This window comes from Pseudomonadota bacterium (assembly GCA_018817425.1).
Taxonomy (GTDB): Bacteria; Desulfobacterota; Desulfobacteria; order Desulfobacterales; family RPRI01; genus RPRI01.
Window position 1 is genome coordinate 38,310 of record JAHITX010000014.1, and the last position, 19,571, is coordinate 57,880.

General features: G+C 36.6%; 19 protein-coding genes. 15 read left to right on the forward strand and 4 right to left on the reverse strand.

Features of this window, described 5'->3' with window-relative positions; genetic code table 11:
• Window positions 1-236: 236 nt before the first annotated feature.
• The gene (locus tag KKC46_03210) at window positions 237-386 is read right to left on the reverse strand and encodes a hypothetical protein (GenBank protein ID MBU1052824.1); all 150 of its coding nucleotides are present in this window, start codon (window positions 384-386) and stop codon (window positions 237-239) included.
• A 415-nt stretch (window positions 387-801) separates the two neighbouring features.
• Here KKC46_03210 and KKC46_03215 point away from each other — a divergent pair, with 415 nt between their 5' ends.
• Together KKC46_03215 and flgM are read left to right on the forward strand one after the other, a co-directional pair.
• Window positions 802-1,305, forward strand: a complete 504-nt coding sequence (locus KKC46_03215; protein MBU1052825.1) for a hypothetical protein — start codon at window positions 802-804, stop codon at window positions 1,303-1,305.
• Window positions 1,306-1,313: 8 nt separating this feature from the next.
• Window positions 1,314-1,634, forward strand: coding sequence for a flagellar biosynthesis anti-sigma factor FlgM (gene flgM, locus KKC46_03220; protein MBU1052826.1), 321 nt, complete (start codon window positions 1,314-1,316; stop codon window positions 1,632-1,634).
• A gap of 191 nt (window positions 1,635-1,825) precedes the next feature.
• On the opposite strand, the gene KKC46_03225 is transcribed toward flgM, so the two are convergent.
• The 3 genes from KKC46_03225 to KKC46_03235 form a co-directional block, all read right to left on the reverse strand.
• Window positions 1,826-3,523, reverse strand: coding sequence for an MCP four helix bundle domain-containing protein (locus tag KKC46_03225; GenBank protein MBU1052827.1), 1,698 nt, complete (start codon window positions 3,521-3,523; stop codon window positions 1,826-1,828).
• A 72-nt stretch (window positions 3,524-3,595) separates the two neighbouring features.
• Complete coding sequence (locus tag KKC46_03230; GenBank protein ID MBU1052828.1) at window positions 3,596-4,105, reverse strand: chemotaxis protein CheW; 510 nt, start codon at window positions 4,103-4,105, stop codon at window positions 3,596-3,598.
• A gap of 233 nt (window positions 4,106-4,338) precedes the next feature.
• Window positions 4,339-5,106 carry a protein-glutamate O-methyltransferase CheR gene (locus tag KKC46_03235; GenBank protein MBU1052829.1) on the reverse strand — a complete coding sequence of 256 codons (768 nt, stop codon included), beginning with the start codon at window positions 5,104-5,106 and terminating at the stop codon, window positions 4,339-4,341.
• A gap of 619 nt (window positions 5,107-5,725) precedes the next feature.
• Here KKC46_03235 and KKC46_03240 point away from each other — a divergent pair.
• The 13 genes from KKC46_03240 (at window position 5,726) to KKC46_03300 (ending at window position 19,511) form a co-directional block, all read left to right on the forward strand.
• The gene (locus KKC46_03240; protein MBU1052830.1) at window positions 5,726-6,364 is read left to right on the forward strand and encodes a PilZ domain-containing protein; all 639 of its coding nucleotides are present in this window, start codon (window positions 5,726-5,728) and stop codon (window positions 6,362-6,364) included.
• A 151-nt stretch (window positions 6,365-6,515) separates the two neighbouring features.
• On the forward strand, window positions 6,516-8,729 hold the full coding sequence (locus tag KKC46_03245) for a chemotaxis protein CheA (GenBank protein MBU1052831.1): 2,214 nt from the start codon (window positions 6,516-6,518) through the stop codon (window positions 8,727-8,729).
• Window positions 8,729-9,217, forward strand: coding sequence for a chemotaxis protein CheD (locus KKC46_03250; protein ID MBU1052832.1), 489 nt, complete (start codon window positions 8,729-8,731; stop codon window positions 9,215-9,217). The genes KKC46_03245 and KKC46_03250 overlap by 1 nt, the downstream gene beginning before the upstream one ends.
• Window positions 9,208-10,065, forward strand: coding sequence for an HDOD domain-containing protein (locus KKC46_03255; GenBank protein ID MBU1052833.1), 858 nt, complete (start codon window positions 9,208-9,210; stop codon window positions 10,063-10,065). Before KKC46_03250 ends, KKC46_03255 begins: the two co-directional genes overlap by 10 nt.
• Before the next feature lie 2 nt (window positions 10,066-10,067).
• Window positions 10,068-10,496 (forward strand): response regulator, encoded by a 429-nt coding sequence (locus tag KKC46_03260; protein MBU1052834.1) that lies wholly within the window; start codon window positions 10,068-10,070, stop codon window positions 10,494-10,496.
• Window positions 10,453-10,920, forward strand: coding sequence for a chemotaxis protein CheX (locus KKC46_03265; protein MBU1052835.1), 468 nt, complete (start codon window positions 10,453-10,455; stop codon window positions 10,918-10,920). The genes KKC46_03260 and KKC46_03265 overlap by 44 nt, the downstream gene beginning before the upstream one ends.
• 19 nt (window positions 10,921-10,939) lie before the next feature.
• Window positions 10,940-11,989: a chemotaxis response regulator protein-glutamate methylesterase gene (locus KKC46_03270; protein MBU1052836.1), complete on the forward strand. Its 1,050-nt coding sequence runs from the start codon at window positions 10,940-10,942 to the stop codon at window positions 11,987-11,989.
• Window positions 11,990-12,013: 24 nt separating this feature from the next.
• A complete protein-coding gene (locus KKC46_03275; GenBank protein MBU1052837.1) occupies window positions 12,014-12,799 on the forward strand; it encodes a protein phosphatase CheZ in 786 nt (261 codons plus the stop codon).
• 62 nt (window positions 12,800-12,861) lie between these two features.
• Window positions 12,862-13,236 carry a chemotaxis response regulator CheY gene (locus KKC46_03280; GenBank protein ID MBU1052838.1) on the forward strand — a complete coding sequence of 125 codons (375 nt, stop codon included), beginning with the start codon at window positions 12,862-12,864 and terminating at the stop codon, window positions 13,234-13,236.
• Window positions 13,237-13,359: 123 nt separating this feature from the next.
• Window positions 13,360-13,758 (forward strand): hypothetical protein, encoded by a 399-nt coding sequence (locus KKC46_03285; protein ID MBU1052839.1) that lies wholly within the window; start codon window positions 13,360-13,362, stop codon window positions 13,756-13,758.
• A gap of 160 nt (window positions 13,759-13,918) precedes the next feature.
• The gene (locus KKC46_03290) at window positions 13,919-15,304 is read left to right on the forward strand and encodes a sigma-54 dependent transcriptional regulator (protein ID MBU1052840.1); all 1,386 of its coding nucleotides are present in this window, start codon (window positions 13,919-13,921) and stop codon (window positions 15,302-15,304) included.
• A gap of 194 nt (window positions 15,305-15,498) precedes the next feature.
• Window positions 15,499-18,153 carry a tetratricopeptide repeat protein gene (locus KKC46_03295; protein ID MBU1052841.1) on the forward strand — a complete coding sequence of 885 codons (2,655 nt, stop codon included), beginning with the start codon at window positions 15,499-15,501 and terminating at the stop codon, window positions 18,151-18,153.
• A gap of 8 nt (window positions 18,154-18,161) precedes the next feature.
• The gene (locus KKC46_03300) at window positions 18,162-19,511 is read left to right on the forward strand and encodes a sigma-54 dependent transcriptional regulator (protein ID MBU1052842.1); all 1,350 of its coding nucleotides are present in this window, start codon (window positions 18,162-18,164) and stop codon (window positions 19,509-19,511) included.
• Window positions 19,512-19,571: the final 60 nt, after the last annotated feature.

The following is a 19,571-nucleotide window of genomic DNA, read 5'->3' on the forward strand; positions in this document are numbered from 1 at the left end:
TTGTATGAGCCACTTTCAAAACGTTTCAGTTTGGTCAAGCTCAAGGCGGGAGAAAATTTCAACCACAGGAATACATTTAGTATTTCGAGGATAGCGCTAAAGGTTAGCGCTTATGCTTCACTACGTGTCACTTCGTGTGAAATTTGAGCCCAACGCAGAGATTGGCCAAAATGGGGCGTTTTGTAACTGGCTCGTATAAGTTTCTTTTAATTTATCCTGCCATGACACTGTGGTGATCATCTGCTCAATCCAGTAATCAATAGCTTGAAATGGTTTGGGTAAGTATTATCTGCCGGACAGGCTCCGCCCCCTTCGGTTACACCAACTTTTATTGGCGTACCGACTGAAAACATAGTTTTGTCAGCCTTTATAACAGAACTGCTCATCCTGAAAATTTCCAGCATCAAAGTTATGGGCATCATATTTAAAGATATAAATCGGTATGCCCCACACTAAAAAAACCTGCTTTCACAATTACATAACAAAAACACAATAGCTAAAAACAATATTTACTTTAGATTAAGCAATCAATATGCCAAGTTCTTTTAACTGTTAAATATTTTGTGTAATTGAATAATTGGGCTTCATATGGAGATATCTGCAAGACATAATCGGTAAGTTTTTTTTGATTTTTGCACAAACCAAGGCGGGTATTGCCTGCCGCTTAAATAATTGTGCTAATTGAAACTCATGGCACAAGGCTTCGGAAAATTTACCCGCTATATAGATTCAATGCTCAGTTCAAAACAAGTTCTTTATTTTGATAGTCAAATTCATGACGCGTCAAGCTTTTTTTAAACATTGAAAGAAGCGTCAAATAATTGCCGTTTAGCAAAAAATAAAATAAATTATTTTTTTGCTAAAGTTTTATTTTATATTGCCGATAAAATGTTTGAATGGATTTTATTTATTTGTACAAAACATGGAGTAGTTTTTATGGTTATTTCAGCATATCAAGTTAATAATGTATTACGGGTTTACCATGATCAGCTTAGAAACAGCAGAGCATCGAGTAAAGCTGTTAAGAATCCTACTCAATCGCCGGATAGTGTTACTATATCAAGCACTGCTAAGCAAAAAGCTGTCAGCGAAAAAATTGCTACGAGTATTGCAAATAAAATAAACGGTTACAGCACAAAAGATGAAATTGGAAATAAACTGTTAAAAAAATATGAGGCTAATTCTGAAATTCAGTCGAAAGTATCTCAAAATATTTCTGAAGATCTCCTGTTTAAGATGATAGATGAAGAAGGAGAAACTATAAAAATGCTTAATGTTGACGATATTAAGCAGATTGGTAATTGAGGTTAATAATGAGAATAGATGATAAGATTACAAATTATGAAATTAATAAACAGCTGGCAAATGCAACGCCTAATATTCAGGAAGGGCAACAACTTCCGGATGGGCAAAAAGACAGCAAAATAAATACTGAAAGCCAGGATGCTATAGTTAATCTTTCCCAAGCCTCAAAAGAAGTCAGGCTGGCAAATAAAGTTATATCTTCAACCCCGGATGTCAGAGAGAAAAAAGTTTTGGAAATAAAAGAAAAGATTGAATCAGGAACTTACGAAATTAACAATAATGCTGTTGCAGCAAAGCTTGTAGATGCTTTTATGGATGATGTTTTCTAAGACTTTACTAAAGCAGTAAACTATAATATTCCGATTATAAGGTACCGGCTATATGGCAATTGCCATATAGCCGGTACCTTTCAACACTATAAATCCAGCCTTATTATCTAATCAATCTTTTATATTTTATAAAACTGTTCTTTGACGACTTCACAATAAAATCGTCAAAGAACTTTCTATATAAGGTTTACTTAAAAATCCTGAAAGTCATCTTCTTCAAAAGGGATTAACTGTTCAGGTTTTAGTGCTTTATTATCTCTTCCTTGTTTTTTCTCATGCTTATTTATATGAGGGGGCGGAAGAGCGGTTTGTTCTTCGTATTTATATTGTTGATTACTTTGTTGAGCTACTTTATTACTTCTGGCAGATAAAGGCTTGGAGCTGATTATATCGTTGGCGTTTTTTCCTCCTATTACTAATACCAAATCTCTTACATATTGCTTGAGTTGCTTTGCCTGGGCATTCATCTGACCGGAAGCGCTGGCAGATTCTTCTGCATTGGCAGCATTACGCTGTACTATTTTATCCATCTCTGCAACAGCTTTGTTTATTTGTTCAATGCCCTGAGACTGCTCTTTTGATGCGGCTGCAATTTCTCCCACCAACTCACCAACTTTTGAGGAGCTATTGGATACATCCTGAAAGGCTTTATTGGTTTTTGTTACCAGCTCAGAGCCTTCTCTGACCTTCTTTACAGTTCCTTCAATCATTTGCGCAGTGTTCTTAGCCGCATCTGCCGACCTCATTGCTAAATTTCGCACTTCATCGGCTACTACCGCAAAACCTGCACCAGCTTCGCCTGCCCTGGCAGCTTCTACCGCAGCATTTAAAGCAAGAAGATTGGTCTGGAAAGCTATTTCGTCAATAGTTTTGATGATCTTGGATGTTTCGTCACTTGCTAATGAAATATCATACATGGATTTGGTCAACTCTTCCATGGAGTTGTTTGCCTGTTCTACAACCTGATTAGCTTCTTTCATGAGATTATCTGCCTGGGTTGCATTATCCGAGTTTTGTTTAGTCATGGAAGACATTTCTTCAAGAGAGGATGATGTTTCCTCTATTGATGCAGCCTGCTCGGAGGCCCCTTCGGCAAGCGACTGGCTTGATGAGGATACCTGTAGAGTCGCAGATACTACCTGTTCTGAACCATCAGTAAGTCCTTTAACCACATAATTAATCGGTTTTGTTATGGTTTGCGTCAGAAAAAAGGCTATGAAAGATCCCAATAAAATTGCAGCTATCGCAAGAGATATCATTATATAACGGGCGCTGGTATAAGCGCTTTTAGCATTATTAAATGCCTGATCGCTTAGATGGCCCTGATACTCAATAATTGCTTCAACAGCTTCAATCATTTGTTTTTGGGGTGTAAGCATATCAAGCATAATTACATCGGCTGCCCTGGCATTGCCATCGAGAGAAGTCAGTGTGCCGACTGATGTCACATTAGTACTATCAGAAGAAGCATATCCTGACATACAAAAGTCTACGGCTTTATTTACCAGCAAGTCAATTTTTTGCTGGTGCTCAACTACGGCAGACAAAAGCTCCTTACCTTTTTCATCTTTGACTTTAGCCGTCAGTTGAAGATAAATATTATTGAATTCGGCCCGGGCTTTATCAATATTATTTTTCTCGTTCTTCACAATATCCAGTCCAACGCTTAAAGCAATATTTCTTATAGATTGAGTTATTATATTCATCTCTTTGCTTAAATCATTGGCCAGTAGTACTGCAGCATTTTTATTGCTGATAATATCTTCCATATACGAATTAATAGTTTTTATTCTGGTAAGGCCGATTAATGCAGTAGCACCTAATAAAAACAAAATGATTCCAAAGCCGATTCCTATTTTCGTGCCTAACTTCACATTTTGAAAAGACATAACTCTTTCTCCTTATAATTCATCATTGAACTTTAAGCCGCTTTAAAACCATACGGTAAGAACTAATTAAAGTCAGACTTTTTCTATTATAGCAACTTCATCACGGCTTAAAACCTTATCGATATCGAGAAGAATTTTGATTCCGCCTTCGAATTTAGCCATCCCAAGTATATAATCGGTATTCAGTTTCGTGCCGAAGGTAGGTGTTTCTTCCATATCTTCCGCTTTTATGTTTAATACTTCCGAAACAGAATCAACCACAATGCCGATCATAACGGTCTCAGCCTCGCCTGATATTTCAACAACCACTATGCAGGTCCGTTCAGTGTAGTCCATTCTTTCCATTCCGAACCTGAGCCTTAAATCTATTACAGGAATTACCTTGCCGCGAAGGTTGATTACTCCTTTTATAAACTCAGGTGTTTGAGGAACCGGAGTTATCGGCATCATTCCAATAATCTCTTTTATTTTTAAAATGCTTATTCCGTACTCCTCGTTGGCCATTGTAAAAGTAAGATATTTTCCTTCTCTGTCAGTCATTTCATTTATTACCTGGCCTAATTTTTCTGCCATTTTTGCCATTTGCTTTCGCCTCCTTTTTATAGATAAAGCTAAAATATCTCTTGTAAATCTTAACATAACACTCCCTTTTGGCAGTGCTAATATCGAATATACAAAATCTTTCTTGAGTTGAGCCTATTATCGGTAATAATCAAGAATAGCTTTAGGTTGTTTATAGTTTAAGCTATGAATCATTAAACGCTCTTATTCTATAACATTTTAATTTTGATACCAATAATATCAGTTATAGTTTTTCAGCAAGGCTTGGCTTTATTATAAATACTCGGTTGTGCATACTTAAAGGGATGATTAATAGTATTTAAGCTTTCCGCACCGCCTATAATAAGGTAACCGGACATCTTCAAAGCGCTATATAATTTGTGCGCAACGTTAGACTTTGTTTCATTATCAAAATATATAAATACATTCCTGCAAAAAATAATGTCGAAAGTTTGTGATGGTAAAGGATCTGAGATAAGGTTGTATCTTTTAAATGTAACCATCTGTTTTATTTCATTTTTTACACGAACGTGATTGCTCAGAGAGTTTATGCCTTTTTGGAAATATTTTTTTAAAATATTGGGCGGAAGATTTTTTACTTTTTCTAAACCATATACTCCGTTTTGTCCCATACGCAGCATTCTTGTTGATATATCAGATGCAATAATTGTTGGTTTAAAGCCTTGCTCAAGACAGTATATAGCCACTGAATATGGTTCTTCCCCGCTGGATGAAGCAGCACACCATATATTCATATGTTCTTTCGTAAGACATTTGAAATGATGGCTTTCTCTGAAGAAATAGGTATGATTGGTTGATACTGCATCAAGAAAATTTATTAATTCTCTCTGGTCGTTTTCTAGTATTCTTATATATTCTTTGACAGATTTTATACCGGTAGCACGCAACCTCTTGTCAAGTCGAGATTGCAAAAGTGACTGTTTTCCATCATGAAGGTTTATTCCACATTCATGATGGACAAGTTTGCTAAGTTTCTTAAATTGCCTTGTTGATAAATCCATATGACAAAACCATGACCATTTCATTTTAGGAGGGTCAAATTAATAATGCAGTTTAATAGTAGAAGACTTTTTTAAAACTATTAAAACAGTATTTTGCCCGGTTAAAATAGCGATTTTTAATCAGTTCTTAGAATAATAATACTTGCTGTGTTTTTCCGGATTATTAAATATGGCCTGACACGATATCTTTTCATTTTCCAAAATATTAATATAGCAAAGTTTATGCCATGAGAACCTACCATAAACTTTGGCTTAAGCGTCTCCGGCCTGTTAATAGAGTTTTTGCCGGTTAGCCAATGATAACAAAGTAATAATTAATATAAGGTGGAAATTTTTTCCTGGTTCACAAAACCCATTAACAGGAGCAGATGCATCGTCAAGACTTTGACGGTGACGCCAAAAATACAGACCTATAGCTGTTATGCATAGGCTATATATAATATAGCTTTCATGATATTACTGGCTTTGTGATGCTCCCAAAAGATTATACACAACATGGTATAAAAATTGCTGCTTGTTTATCAAAAGCACTATCCTGCTATAAACAGCATTCTATTATGAAACCGGACTTAGAAGCTGCCAATACTAGTTATATGATTTTTACAGTCTGGAGATACAAATGATTTCGAAAAGAAAAGAATTACGCTCGTATGTGAGAACAGCTTTATCATATGCTGTCAACTATGAAATTATTTCTCCCGAAGAATACAATTTTCTTAGCAAAAAGTCCGATTCACTTAAAAACAGTGATAGAAAAAAATTAAAGATAACCCATATGCTTTCCGATAATAATAACAAGGTAGATTTTGATTCCAAGATTGATGGATATGATGATTTTCTGGTAGAATTTCTTGTTAAAATGGATGAAAAACTGGACTGTATTTTATCTATGCTATTATCAAATGAAGCCCAATCCAAAACATTAAATCCGGCATTTATAAATTCTGGGATTGGGAATAATATTAGCGCATCAGGCATCAGCATACTAACATTTGAACCGGCAAATAAAGGCCAGATTATTCATGTGAATATAAATTTATGCAAATTACCTCCGGTGTTTATTGACACATACGGGGAAATCATACGGGCAACCAGTATAATTAAAAACAACAAACAAATGTATGATTTAGGCATAAACTTTATTGATATTGCCGAAAAAGAAAGGGAAAAAATTGTAGCCTACGTATTCAGTAAGCAAAGAGAAGCACTTCGAACCGAAAAGCAAAACCATGCCCGGAGCGAACAACCAACGGCTTAGGGGAAAAACGGAACAGCAAAGTAATGAACTCAAAACAAGTCTTTATTGACAAGCATCAAAGATATCAACCCCATTATAACGGATTGGTCAGCTTGAGTTCGTTGGAGATCATTTTATTATGCTAATAACAACGAGCAGAAGGATATGATTGATGACAGAGACATTAGAAATAATTAACAAAAAGATAGAGACTCTAGCGCTTGAAACTGTAATTCTGGATTCCGAAGATATTCCAGGCCTCGGAAAGACTGTACAATCAATCGAAACTATTATGGAACTGTCTAATGAATTAAAAGAACAGTCCATGATCTCAGTATGCGAGGCAATGAAAGAATATATTGAAGCAGTAATCTTAAGGGAGAAAATAGATTTGGGGCCTTTTGAAAAAGGCATTTCTTCCATGCAGAAAATAGTTGGTAATTTATCTAAAGGCATAAGTTACGAAGGTGATATAGCTGAGCTGATAGCCGGTTTGGGTTGTCAGGTTGAAGATGGTTGTAAATCCGATAATGAATCAGAGTCTGGAGAAGACAAAAAAGACAGCAACTCTACAGCAAGCTTGGCACCCATAAAAATTAATGATGAAGACAAGGAAATTATTTCCGATTTCATTGTCGAATCTCTTGATAACTTAGCCTCTATTGAAATCAGTCTTATGGATCTGGAGCAGGATCCTACCGATGTGGAGACAATCAATGCCATATTCAGACCATTCCATACAGTTAAGGGTGTTTCGGGGTTTCTAAATTTTAATAAGATTAATCAATTTGCACATAAAGTTGAAAACTTGCTGGACAAGGCACGAAATGGTGAATTAACTATTAACGCTGATATAATTGATGTGATTTTAGAAAGCGTTGATTTATTAAAGGGAATGATAGAAAATGTAAGAAGCTCTCTCGATACAGGAATAATATTTGAGGGCAGTGAAGACACCAAAGCATTTGAGCAAAGAATCGAAGGACTTCTTTCTCCGACAACAAAGGATAAGAAAAAACTTTTGGGAGAAATGCTTGTTTCATCGGGATCACTTACTACCGCTGATATTCAGGATGCGCTGGAAATTCAACAAAAAAGCCCTGACAAGAAATTAGGCGAAATACTGGTTGAACACGAAAAAGTAAAAACCAAGGTGGTTGTTTCATCCTTAAGAGAACAAAAACGCGCGGATGCTCCTGAATCGCTTCAGGTAAAAGTTGATACTGTTAAGCTTGATAATATTGTTGATATGGTCGGAGAATTAGCAATTGCACAATCAATGCTAAAGCAGCATGAAGCTATTTTAGACAACAAAGACAGAAAGCTGCTTCAAATTACCAATCAATTAAATCTTATTACATCCTCTCTGCAAGATACTGCCATGTCAATGAGAATGGTGCCGATAAAAACTACCTTCCAAAAGATGCTTCGGCTTGTCAGGGATTTAGCCAGGAAAGCGGGCAAGGATATACAACTTGTTATGTCGGGTGAAGAAACAGAGATTGATAGAAATCTTATTGAGGAAATCTATGAACCTATGGTCCATATGATTCGAAACTCAGTTGATCATGGCTTGGAAGTAGCGAAGGAAAGACTTGAAAATAATAAGACCGGGCAGGGAACTATATTTCTTAAAGCATATCACAAGGGCGGCAATATAGTTATTGAAATTGGAGATGACGGCCGTGGTTTGAACAGAGAAAAAATCATATCAAAGGCTCTTCAAAGCGGCCTGCTTAAAGAGGGAGAAAAACTTACTGACTTAGAGATAGATAATCTCATATTTCATCCGGGTTTTTCGACTGCCGATAAGATTACGGAGATTTCAGGAAGAGGTGTCGGTACAGATGTTGTAAAAAGCAAAGTAGAAAAACTAAGAGGAAGAGTTGAAGTCCGGTCTAATTCCGGTAAAGGTGCAACGTTTTTTATTCGCCTGCCTCTAACTCTGGCCATAGTCGACGGGATGATTGTCAGAGTAGCAAATGAACGTTTTATTATCCCGACATTAAATATTCAGGAATCATTTCGGCCCCAGAAAGAAGAATTTTTTACAGTAAGGGGTGAGGAAGAAATTATAAAAGTAAGAAATAATTTAATTCCTCTGGTCAGACTTGACCGTTTGCTTGGGCTAAAAACAAAAAGCGCTTCCGAAGAAACAGAAATGCAACCATGGGAAAAACTTGTTGTTGTTGTTGAAAATCAGGAGAAAAAGAAATGTCTGCTGGTGGACGAACTTATTGGCAGGGAAGAGGTTGTTATCAAAAGTATGGGCGGGTGGCTTAAAGACATCAAAGGAATAGCCGGTTCTGTTATTATGGGTGATGGCAGGGTCGGGCTTATTCTTGATATAGGAAGTATATTTCAGATGGTATCGAGGGAATCATGATGAATATTGTTGTCGGCGTCGGTGATATGAAAGTAAGCAATGATCCTGATGCAGTGCTGGTTACATACGCTCTGGGTTCATGCATAGGGATCGGAATATATGACCCTGTTGCAAAAGTTGGAGGAGTGCTTCACTATATGTTGCCCGACTCCGAAATTGATCTGGTGAAAGCGGCTAAGAATCCTTTTATGTTCGGCAATACCGGCATACCCCTTCTTTTTAAAGAAACATATAAATATGGAGCCTCAAAAAACCGTCTTAAAGTTCTTGTATTAGGCGGAGCACAGATTCTTGATCAAAACGGGCTTTTTAATATAGGAAAACGTAACCATACTGTTCTTAGAAAGATGTTCTGGAAAAATAATATAATAGTAGATTTTGAAGAGGTGGGAGGCACTGTAAACAGAACTATTAAGCTTGAAATAAAAACCGGCGAAGCCATTATGAAGATATCCGGTACAGAGGTGAGAAGAATACCATGGATTTAGAAAAAATTATAAAAGAAATCGGCTCGCTAAGTCCTGTTTCCTCTACAGGAACTAAAATTATGGAAATAATTTCCGATCCTAACAGTTCTTTGGGGGAGATCGTAGATATTATCCAATACGATCAAAGTATGACCGCCAATCTGTTGAGGGTATGCAATTCATCTTTTTTTGCTTTGAGGGAAAAAGTTGCATCAGTGCGACAGGCAGTTGCCTATTTGGGAATGAATAATATAGCCAATATAATTATAATGGGAAATTTTTCAAAAAACTTCCAGTCATCCCAGGAGGGTTACGGTTTGGATGAAGGCGAATTGTGGAAGTATTCGGTTTCTTCTGCCCTGATAGCCCAAGATTTGGCGGAAAAACGGAATTTAAAAAACATTCCCCGCCTGTTTACATCTGCATTGTTGAAAGATATTGGAAAAGTAGTATTAAACAATCATGTTAAAGATGTATTTCAACAAATCGAATTAAAAGTGCATGAAGATGGTCTGTCTTTTTTGGAAGCGGAAAAAGAAATTCTTGGGATTGATCATGCTGAGTTAGGCGCTATGGTTGCTAAAAAATGGAATTTTACTCCGGAAATGGTGTATATTATCAGAAATCATCATAATCCAATAAATATTCTGATAGAAGATAGTCTTTCAATTCCGATTATTTATCTGTCCGACTCAATATGTATGATGATAGGAATCGGCGGAGGAGCTGACGGACTTGCTTACAGGTATTATCAGGAAGTTATTGACAGGCTAAACTTTACTGAAGTTGAGTTGCAAAAAACCATCGCCGCTTTCTGGGAAAAAACCAAAGCTGTTGAGGAGATGGTTACTTTGTCAGGAGGGCGTTGAAAATGGCATTTAATGTTCTGATTGTTGACGATTCTTCGTCAATGCGGGCAGTTATAAAAAAGGTTATTAAAGTTTCCGGCTTTAATGTAGGCAATTATTTCGAGGCTGGAGACGGCATTGAAGCCTTAAAAGGACTTGAAACCGATTGGATAGATATTGTGTTAAGCGACATAAATATGCCGAATATGGACGGCCTGTCGTTTTTATCCGAAATGAAAAAAAATGAGCTATTCAAATCGATTCCGGTTGTAATGATTACAACTGAAGGAAGTGAAGAAAAAATCCAGGAATCGATTAGGTTGGGAGCAAGCGGCTATATTAAAAAACCGTTTTCTCCGGCGGATATAAAAAATACTCTTAGCGGATTATTGGAAGAGGAGGTCTCTGATGGCAGAGGAATTGATGAAAGCGATGAAGAAGGCGATTTCTGAAGTAATGGATAAAATGTTTTTTATGCCTGTCCAGGTCAATGAGAAATCGGGAGCTTTAAGCGATTGGTTTACATGCGAAGAGCCTATAGTTGGCGCTACTCTGGATTTTACCGGCCCCAAGATGGGGTTTTCATATTTTCTTATACCGGCAGGGTTCGCCAAAGAAATATCAGCGAATTTTTTAGGATCTTCAGAAGATAGTATAAGCGATAAACAAGAACAGGATACATTAAAAGAGGCTTTAAACATGATAGTCGGTTTTATGTTCTCACAACTTGAAAATGGCTTCAAGATTGGTATTCCGCAATATATAAAGGAAAGCGACTTTATAGCCAGACATTTTGAAGGCGATTATAACGTCTCTTTTTCTATTGAAACTAACAATAATTTTATTGCAGCCGGCCTTATAATAAATTCGCCCTGAAAACAAAGGGATTTATCCTATGGGAAAACCAATAAAAGTACTGATTGTAGATGATTCGGCTGTGGTTAGAAAAGTTTTTTCGGAAGAACTTTCGAAAGAAACTGATATAGAAGTTGTAGGTACAGCTCCTGATCCTTATGTGGCAAGGGATAAAATTGTAAAATTGAATCCGGATGTTGTTACATTAGATATTGAAATGCCCCGAATGGACGGACTTAGTTTCCTGAAAAAGCTGATGCGCTATTATCCGCTTCCGGTAATAATCGTAAGCTCGCTGACTCCAAAAGGCGGGAAGATGGCTTTGGAGGCTTTATCTCTCGGAGCTTTAGAAGTAATTTCAAAACCCTCCGGTGCTTATTCTGTGGGAGAAATGAGCATTCAGCTGATTGACAAAATCAGGGCTGTGGCCGGAATCAAGGTAAATCCGCCCAAGCTTGACAGTAACGATAATAATATACAACCTAAAAAAGCAACTAAAGCTCTCACCGAAACAACCAACAAGATTGTTGCTATCGGTGCGTCAACAGGCGGAACGGAAGCATTAAAGGTTGTTTTGACGTCAATGCCTCCTAATGCACCTGGGATTCTTGTTGTACAACATATGCCGGCAAACTTTACCACTTCTTTTGCCGAAAGGCTAAACGAACTTAGCGCTATCACCGTAAAGGAAGCCTCTGACGGTGATTCATTGGTTAACGGGATCGCACTGATTGCACCCGGGAATTTTCATATGCTGCTTAAAAAAAGCGGTGCAAGATATTATGTTCAGGTTAAACAAGGCCCGCTGGTTCATCATCAGAGACCGGCCGTAGATGTTTTGTTTTATTCGGTAGCAGAATATGCGGGAAGCAATGCAGCCGGAGTAATTCTGACAGGTATGGGTCATGATGGCGCAAAAGGATTACTACAGATGCGTGAAGCCGGAGCACGAACCATTGCGCAGGACGAAAACAGCTGTGTTATTTTCGGGATGCCCAAGGAAGCTATCAAATTAGGTGCCGCAGAAAAAGTGGTTCCCTTAAAAGATATTAGAAAAACAGTGTTGAATATGATTATCGGAGAAAAATAGTATAGTGAAAGAGAGGATAACTGCATGACGAAACATCTGGAAGAAAAAATTCACAAGATTATTGACGGAAAGCTTTCGGCTGAAGAAACAACACAAATCATAGGGTTTATCTCTCATTTGACTGGAAGCAGTATAAATGAAGATGAGCAATTTTTTCAAAATATTGCATATGGAATGAGTGGTGCAATAAAAGATCTGGCTTTGCTTATTATTGATTTCAGGAAGGATTTAAGATCTAAAATTGACCCTGGATTGACTGATATGACGACAAAATATATTCCGGAGGCATCTGATCAGCTTGAAGGAATTATTGATACTACCGAAAAGGCTGCTAACAAGATTATGGATAATCTTGAGTTGCTTCAGGAGCAAACAGCACAAATGGAAAAAATTATCAAATCCTTAAAATCCGGCAAACTCAAAGTGCCGGCGGATGAAGCTAAATCAACTGATGTACAAATCGATACGCAAACTATCGAGAAGCTGAGTCCTCTTTTTAATTATATGGAATCAAGTATTAAGAACTATGATACATTGACAACAGATATCTTCGTTCATATGAGTTTTCAGGATTTGACCGGTCAGCGGATTAAAAAGATCATGATTCTTGTAAAACAGATGGAGGAAAAACTGAAAAACATGCTTGTTTGTTTTGGAATAAAGCTTTCTACAAAAGAGAGAAATCCGGATATTTCGAATGAAGACCTACAAAAAGTCGTAGACGACAAAGTTTTTGAACTGGCTGGCCCGCAGAAGGAAGGCAACGGACTCGTCCAGACAGATATAGATGATATCCTGGCAAATATTTGAGGCTATATCTATTTATCAGGTTTATATATACAATTATATTAAGATATGGAGGTTAAGTAACAATGGATTTAAATATGAAGGTTCTTGTTGTTGACGATTTTGCCACAATGAGACGAATTGTAAAAAATATTTTAAAGCAGATCGGATTTAGCAATATCATTGAAGCCGAAGACGGAAAAAGCGCTTTTAAATTATTGCAGAATGGTAGCTTTGATCTGATCATGTGTGACTGGAATATGCCTGAGATGCCCGGAATAGAACTATTAACAAAGATTAGGGCTGATGAGCAATTAAAAACGATACCCTTTGTGATGGTTACGGCAGAGGCCCAGAAAAATAACATTTTAGATGCTGTCAAAGCAGGTGTAAGCAGTTATATTGTTAAGCCCTTTACTGCTGAAACCGTAGACCAGAAACTAAAAAAAATATTTAATTAAATATTTTATATAATTTGATCAGCCATTCACCGACAACAAATTGAATGCTATCAAATAAATATTATTAAAAAGGTTTCCGTAGTTGATTTTAAATAATATTTATGGCAAGAGAAAGGTAAAACAATGAATATAAACAAAATAGACCAGACCGACTGTTTGCGGCAGTCAGGCCTTAACAAAATAACAAGCGATAAAGGATTCAAACAAGTCTTTGATCAAAAGCTTACCGAAATCAACAAGATTGCTCAACCGGCTTTTTCGAAACATGAAACAGATATAATTAATCATAGTGATAAAGTGCTTAATCTCCTTGATGATTATGTAAACGAATTGCATAATCATCAAAAAACATTAAGAGAGATTGAACCTCTTGTTTCCAGTATAGAAAAAGAAATAAGCCTTGTTGAATCAAAGACTGCCGGCATTGTTCCCAAAAACGGGGAAATTGAGCAATTTGTCAGAGAGCTTTCGCTTACTGCTAATGTTGCCATGTTGAAGTTTCAGCGTGGGGATTATGTATAGTTAACTTTTTATATTGTTTTGTTTTCATATTTGGCTTGGTTTTAAAAAAGGCTATGCTCATATCAAAAGGGTTTTTGATTTCCTGCCGCAAGGTTTTTAAACATCCCAATAATAATATTTACTAATTTGTCATATTTTTATATCAGAAAGGCTGCATGATATGCAAAAAATCTTGATTATAGATGATAATCTTACTGAGGCAGAATTAATAGTAAATATCTTAAAAGAAAAAGGCTTCGAATCAACATCGGCTCCGGATGGGGCTTCGGGAATAAAAGAATTGGATACTAACCATTATGACCTGGTTTTAACCGACCTGATGATGCCGGGTGTTGATGGAATGGCTGTACTGAACCATGTTGTATTAAAATATCCCAAAACGAAATGCATCATTTTAACCGGTCACGCAACAATCAAAGGTTCGGTAGACGCTATTAAGAAGGGCGCTTTTGATTATATAACAAAACCCATCGCACCAGCTGAACTCATTGTGGTTGTGGAAAAAGCTGTCAGATTTAAATTTCTTGAGGAAGAAAATCTCCGTCTTAAAAAACAGTTAAAAAAAAGATATTCATATACTAATATTATCGGCTCCCACAATGTTATGCAAAATATATTTAACCTTATTGATAAGATAGCTGACACTGATATTTCAGTTCTTATTCAAGGTGCAAGCGGAACAGGCAAGGAGTTGATAGCAAGGGCCATTCATTATGACAGCTACAGGAGTGAAAAGCCATTAGTCGTTATAAATTGCGGAGCAATTCCGGAAGCATTACTTGAAAGCGAACTTTTCGGGCATGAAAAAGGAGCCTTCACAGGAGCTTATAAAAGCAGAGCCGGCCGTTTTGAAATGGCAAACGGTGGAACTATATTTTTAGATGAAATAGGTGAAATGAGTCCGGCATTACAGGTAAAACTTTTAAGGGTGCTTCAGGATCAGCGCTTTGAAAAAGTAGGCGGAACCAAAACTATTCATACGGATGTTCGTATTATTGCAGCCACCAATAAAAACTTATCAGTCGCTATAAATAATAACTCATTCAGAGAAGACCTATATTACAGGTTAAATGTTATCTCAATTAAGGTGCCTTCATTGAAACAGCGCAAATCCGATATCCCTTTGCTTATAAACTATTTTTTAAAAAAATTTCAAAAAAAAGAGGGCCATATAATCAGCGGGTTTAATCCTGCCGCAATGGATGGAATGCTTGCTTATAACTGGCAGGGGAACGTAAGAGAGCTGGAAAATGTGATTAAGCGCATAGTTGTTCTTTGCGATAAGCAGGTAGTTGAGTTTGAGGATCTTCCCGAACATATACAGCAGGCTGAAATATCGTTTCCCAAGGGCGATACTACTCCAGCGCTTGATGGAGTTATTTCCTTTGATACTGCCGTTCAGGATTATGAAAGAAGGCTTATAATGGAAGCCCTTGAAAAGAGCGATGGAGTTAAAGCAAAGGCTGCAAAGCTGTTAAATATCAAAAGAACAACTCTTGTTGAAAAAATGAAAAAAAAGAATTTTTCCAAATCGGTCTGTGCTTAGGAACCGGCTGAAGGTTTTTCGATATTTTTCTATTATTTTATGTTATCAGCATCTTCGTCAAAATAATGGCATCTTACATATATCATCGCTTATAAACCTATCTTCAACCATTAAAATTATCATATAACACCTCCAATTTATAATCAAAAACCAACCGTGTTCCATTGGCATAACAATTGCTTTTAACAGGAGATATGCGAAGCCTGTTTATTTATAGAGTTCTGTTTATTATTATAGCCGTTATGTTAACTGTTGTGCCATATTCGGCTGCTGTTAGCGGCAGTAGTTTTGTTTCCGTTATAGATGATATACGAAAGGAAATTATTTCAATTTCCACAACAGGAAAAAATAACGGAACAACCATTACCGTTTTAAGCGGCAAAACAATGACGGTTTTAAATAATATGGTTATAAAATCACCCAACAGAATCATATATGATATCAAATATGATGGCCCGTCATTTACATCCGTAAGCAAAAATTTAAAAACCCCGAATTTAAAAAGCTTCCGAGTTGGATATCATTCGGGTAATATCAGGATAGTATTGGATGTAAACGGGACAAAAATGCCAAAGTTTTCACATCGCGTAAGCAATCATGAACTAATTATCTTTGTTGAAACAGAGCAAAAGGGCAATGGCAAGAAAGTAAAAGCTAAAGAAGTTCCCAGGCAGAATATACCGATAGCTTCCAAAATATCAGTATTGCCTGAAGAAAATAATCATACAAATCCTGATAAAGATTTATCCGTCCAAAGCCTGAAAGAACCTTCAATAATAGTTGAAGAGCTGGAGCCAAAACACATTGTAACCGAAAAGGTACCACAGATTGATCTATCAGTATTATTACTGAAGAAAATGACCGAATTCGAACCAAATGGACAAAGCGAAGAAGCAGCTCTTTTTTTAACAGGAATTACTGCTTTTAAAGACAAGGATTTTCAGAAAGCGGGCGATAGCTTAAAAAATCTCATAAAGGCATATCCAAAGGGACAATATTCAGAAAAAGCGTATTTTTTGCTTGCAAAATCACTTGATCAGCTTTACGTAACAAGTCTTTCAGAAAATTATTTTGTGATCAAAAATTCTTACGATGATGCCATATACAGGTATCCATCTTCAGTATTTGTTCCCGATGCCTTGCTGTCTGCCGGAAACCTTTGCCTCAAAGCCAAGTATATCAGCGAGGCTATAGCTTACTATAATCGCATTATCAAAAAAAATAATGATTCTTTTTTTACAGTCAGGGCATTGCTGCAAAAAGGCGAGGCACTGTATCAAAAGAAAAAATACTCAGAAGCACTTTCTATATACGAGAATATAACCCTAAACCATAATGATTTCGAAAAAACGGAAGCAGAGCTTGGCATTGCAAAAATACTTTTTGGGATGAACAGTTTTCAGAAATCCATCAACCTTCTGACCAATCTTGAAAAAGATCCTGAAAACTTATCTCGTTATCCTGATATTCTTCTTTATCTCGGATATAATTACTATCAGAAAGGATATTTTACTGAGGCAATTAATAATCTTTTTCAATATTCTAATATATGTCCTGACAGTAGTGAGAATCATCTGATATTAAATAAAATCGGAGATGCCTACAGGGCAAAAAGTATGTCTGACTCTGCGTCCAAAATATACAGGCTGGTTTTTGATCGATTTCCAAAAACGGAAGGAGCTCTGATAAGCCTGACTCGTCTTGCAGAACAATTGGAAAGCGGGGAACTAAAAAATAAGCATAATTTTATTTTTTTTAGTGATAGCGGGCAAGAACTATCCTCAGCATACCAAATTTATGAAAAGGTTATCAGTGAATACTTGAGCATAGATAGTAAAAGTCCCTTGCTTGAATATGCCATGCTTAAACTAGCTCTTCTTTACAAAAAAGATAATAATTACTCAAAAAGCATGGAAGTATTAGATAATTTGTTAAATAAATATCCTTCGTCAAAATTACGTCCGGAAATCATATATGCCTTAAGCGATAATTTTGAAACAATTATTAAAGACAAGAAAAACAGCAAAGATAATAACGATGCATATTTGGATATAATTAAGATTTATCTTAAGAATAAACATATTATCCAGCGGCTTGCTCCTCCAAGAACATTGTTTGCAGTTGCATTAGCATGCATACGCCTGGGACTGGAAGATACTGCCATAGAGCTTTTCATGCAGGCAGATAATATTTTCCCTGACAAAGAAAAACCCGAGGAACTTCTTTATTATCTTGGAAAACATTTGCTTGAAAACGGGCAGCAAAGAAATGGGTTAATAAAACTTGATTTACTGATCGCTCAATATCGTTTGGGAGAATTTGTTGCAAAAGCATACCATGTAAAAGGAACACTCTTTTGGGACAATAAACAATATGCACAAGCTATAGATATGTTTTCACAAGCTTTAAACAGCCATCCTGCTGTAGAAGATAAAATTATGATACTTACCGATATGGCTAAAGTCTTCGACATGTCGGGATTAAAAGCCAAAAGCCTTGAAGCACTAAAAGAAGCAGAAAACATTCTTGCCAAAACCCCGCAACAAGATGAATTTGTCTACCAGAAGATCGGCGAGATTTATCTTAATCTCGGCAAACCTGAAGATGCTCTTTTGTTACTTAACAATATAATGGCCACTCAAGAAAATAATAAAGAAAACCTTAAATCCATGTTTATAGTTGCTCAATGTTATGAAGCACTTAACAGAAAAAGCGAGTGCATTTCTGTATATAACCAACTTGTCAAAAGTGATGACCCATTGTGGAGCAGCCTTGCTAAGGAAAGGATGGAAGCAATAATATTTAAAGAGCTGCTAACCAAATCAGAGCTCAAGAAATCCAGGAGATAGACCCGGTTATGCAAGACAAATGTGTGTTACTTGTAGAAGATGATAAAACGGATGCTGCTTCAATAACCGGTCTCTTTAACAGGGCCGGATACAAATTGTCATCAGTAAGTGATGGATATGCTGCCCTTGATATTATATCGGACACCCCATACGATATGGTAATTTCGGAACTGAATCTGCCAAAAATGAGCGGAATGGATCTATTGGTTAAGATAAAAGAAATAGATTCATCTCTACCCGTAATTCTTATTTCTAACGATGTATGTGTTAAGCAAGCTGTCGAAGCCATGAAAAACGGTGCTGATGATTTTATTTTAAAGCCTTTAGTGGCTGAAACGGTAGAATGTATTGTTTCGGGAATATGCAAGAACTCTGTTATCGCAGAACAACCCTTAATGAATGGCAAATATGCAATCGTTACTAAAAATAACGATATGAATCAACTTATGCAGTACGCGGAAGAAATTGCAAACAGCCGTGCTTCAGTATTTATTCATGGTGAATCGGGTACAGGGAAAGAACTTTTCGCAAGGCACATACATAAGAACAGCTCTCGTCACGATAAACCCTTTATAGCGCTAAATTGCGCTGCTCTTCCTGAAACACTTATGGAAAGCGAGCTTTTCGGCTATGAAAAGGGTGCTTTTACAGGTGCTACTGCAAGAAAAAAAGGGAAGTTTGAATTGGCAGATAAAGGCACTATTTTATTGGATGAGATTAGTGAAATGGATTATCAGCTCCAATCAAAACTATTAAGAGTTCTTCAGGAAAAAGAAATAGACAGGGTCGGCGGAACTGAATCTATACCGGTTGATGTAAGAATTATTGCCACTACAAACAAAGATATTGAAAATCTAATGCATGAAGAAAAATTCAGGGAAGACCTTTACTACCGTTTAAATACCATTCCTCTTAATTTACCTCCATTAAGAGAAAGACAAGACGACATACCTTTGCTGGCCGATTATTTTATCACTAAGTATAACAAACTTGAACATAAAGATGTCAAAGGCTTGACAGATAATGCGGTTATTGTACTAACGGAAAGACCCTGGAAAGGCAATGTCAGAGAATTGGAAAATGTAATAGAAAGAGCAGTTCTTATGTGTAAAGGAAATTTAATAGACGAAAAGCTGTTGCAATTAAATGGCCGTTTAATGCCTGTCGAGCCACCGGCGCGAAAGATACAGCCCATAAATCCGGAGGTATCTCTAAGAGAACTGGAAAAAAATTTTATCTTTCAGACTTTAGACAAAACAAAGGGAAACAGAACACATGCAGCTGATATGCTTGGCATCAGTGTTCGAACTTTAAGAAATAAACTTAATGAGTACAAACAAAAAATGTGTGAGCAGTAAAAAGGCACGTAATTTGCTTTAATTTATTATTATGCAACTTATAAGCTTTCTAACCGAATA

Excerpts from the sequence above, each read along its gene's own strand:
- KKC46_03300 (MBU1052842.1), top strand. The coding sequence starts at position 18,162 with ATGCAAGACAAATGTGTGTTACTTGTAGAAGATGATAAAACGGATGCT.
- KKC46_03255 (MBU1052833.1), top strand. The coding sequence starts at position 9,208 with ATGGATTTAGAAAAAATTATAAAAGAAATCGGCTCGCTAAGTCCTGTT.
- KKC46_03230 (MBU1052828.1), bottom strand. The coding sequence starts at position 4,105 with ATGGCAAAAATGGCAGAAAAATTAGGCCAGGTAATAAATGAAATGACT.
- KKC46_03265 (MBU1052835.1), top strand. The coding sequence starts at position 10,453 with ATGGCAGAGGAATTGATGAAAGCGATGAAGAAGGCGATTTCTGAAGTA.
- KKC46_03275 (MBU1052837.1), top strand. The coding sequence starts at position 12,014 with ATGACGAAACATCTGGAAGAAAAAATTCACAAGATTATTGACGGAAAG.
- KKC46_03280 (MBU1052838.1), top strand. The coding sequence starts at position 12,862 with ATGGATTTAAATATGAAGGTTCTTGTTGTTGACGATTTTGCCACAATG.
- KKC46_03295 (MBU1052841.1), top strand. The coding sequence starts at position 15,499 with ATGCGAAGCCTGTTTATTTATAGAGTTCTGTTTATTATTATAGCCGTT.
- KKC46_03225 (MBU1052827.1), bottom strand. The coding sequence starts at position 3,523 with ATGTCTTTTCAAAATGTGAAGTTAGGCACGAAAATAGGAATCGGCTTT.
- flgM (MBU1052826.1), top strand. The coding sequence starts at position 1,314 with ATGAGAATAGATGATAAGATTACAAATTATGAAATTAATAAACAGCTG.
- KKC46_03210 (MBU1052824.1), bottom strand. The coding sequence starts at position 386 with ATGAGCAGTTCTGTTATAAAGGCTGACAAAACTATGTTTTCAGTCGGT.
- KKC46_03240 (MBU1052830.1), top strand. The coding sequence starts at position 5,726 with ATGATTTCGAAAAGAAAAGAATTACGCTCGTATGTGAGAACAGCTTTA.
- KKC46_03235 (MBU1052829.1), bottom strand. The coding sequence starts at position 5,106 with ATGGATTTATCAACAAGGCAATTTAAGAAACTTAGCAAACTTGTCCAT.
- KKC46_03245 (MBU1052831.1), top strand. The coding sequence starts at position 6,516 with ATGACAGAGACATTAGAAATAATTAACAAAAAGATAGAGACTCTAGCG.
- KKC46_03270 (MBU1052836.1), top strand. The coding sequence starts at position 10,940 with ATGGGAAAACCAATAAAAGTACTGATTGTAGATGATTCGGCTGTGGTT.
- KKC46_03285 (MBU1052839.1), top strand. The coding sequence starts at position 13,360 with ATGAATATAAACAAAATAGACCAGACCGACTGTTTGCGGCAGTCAGGC.
- KKC46_03250 (MBU1052832.1), top strand. The coding sequence starts at position 8,729 with ATGAATATTGTTGTCGGCGTCGGTGATATGAAAGTAAGCAATGATCCT.
- KKC46_03260 (MBU1052834.1), top strand. The coding sequence starts at position 10,068 with ATGGCATTTAATGTTCTGATTGTTGACGATTCTTCGTCAATGCGGGCA.
- KKC46_03290 (MBU1052840.1), top strand. The coding sequence starts at position 13,919 with ATGCAAAAAATCTTGATTATAGATGATAATCTTACTGAGGCAGAATTA.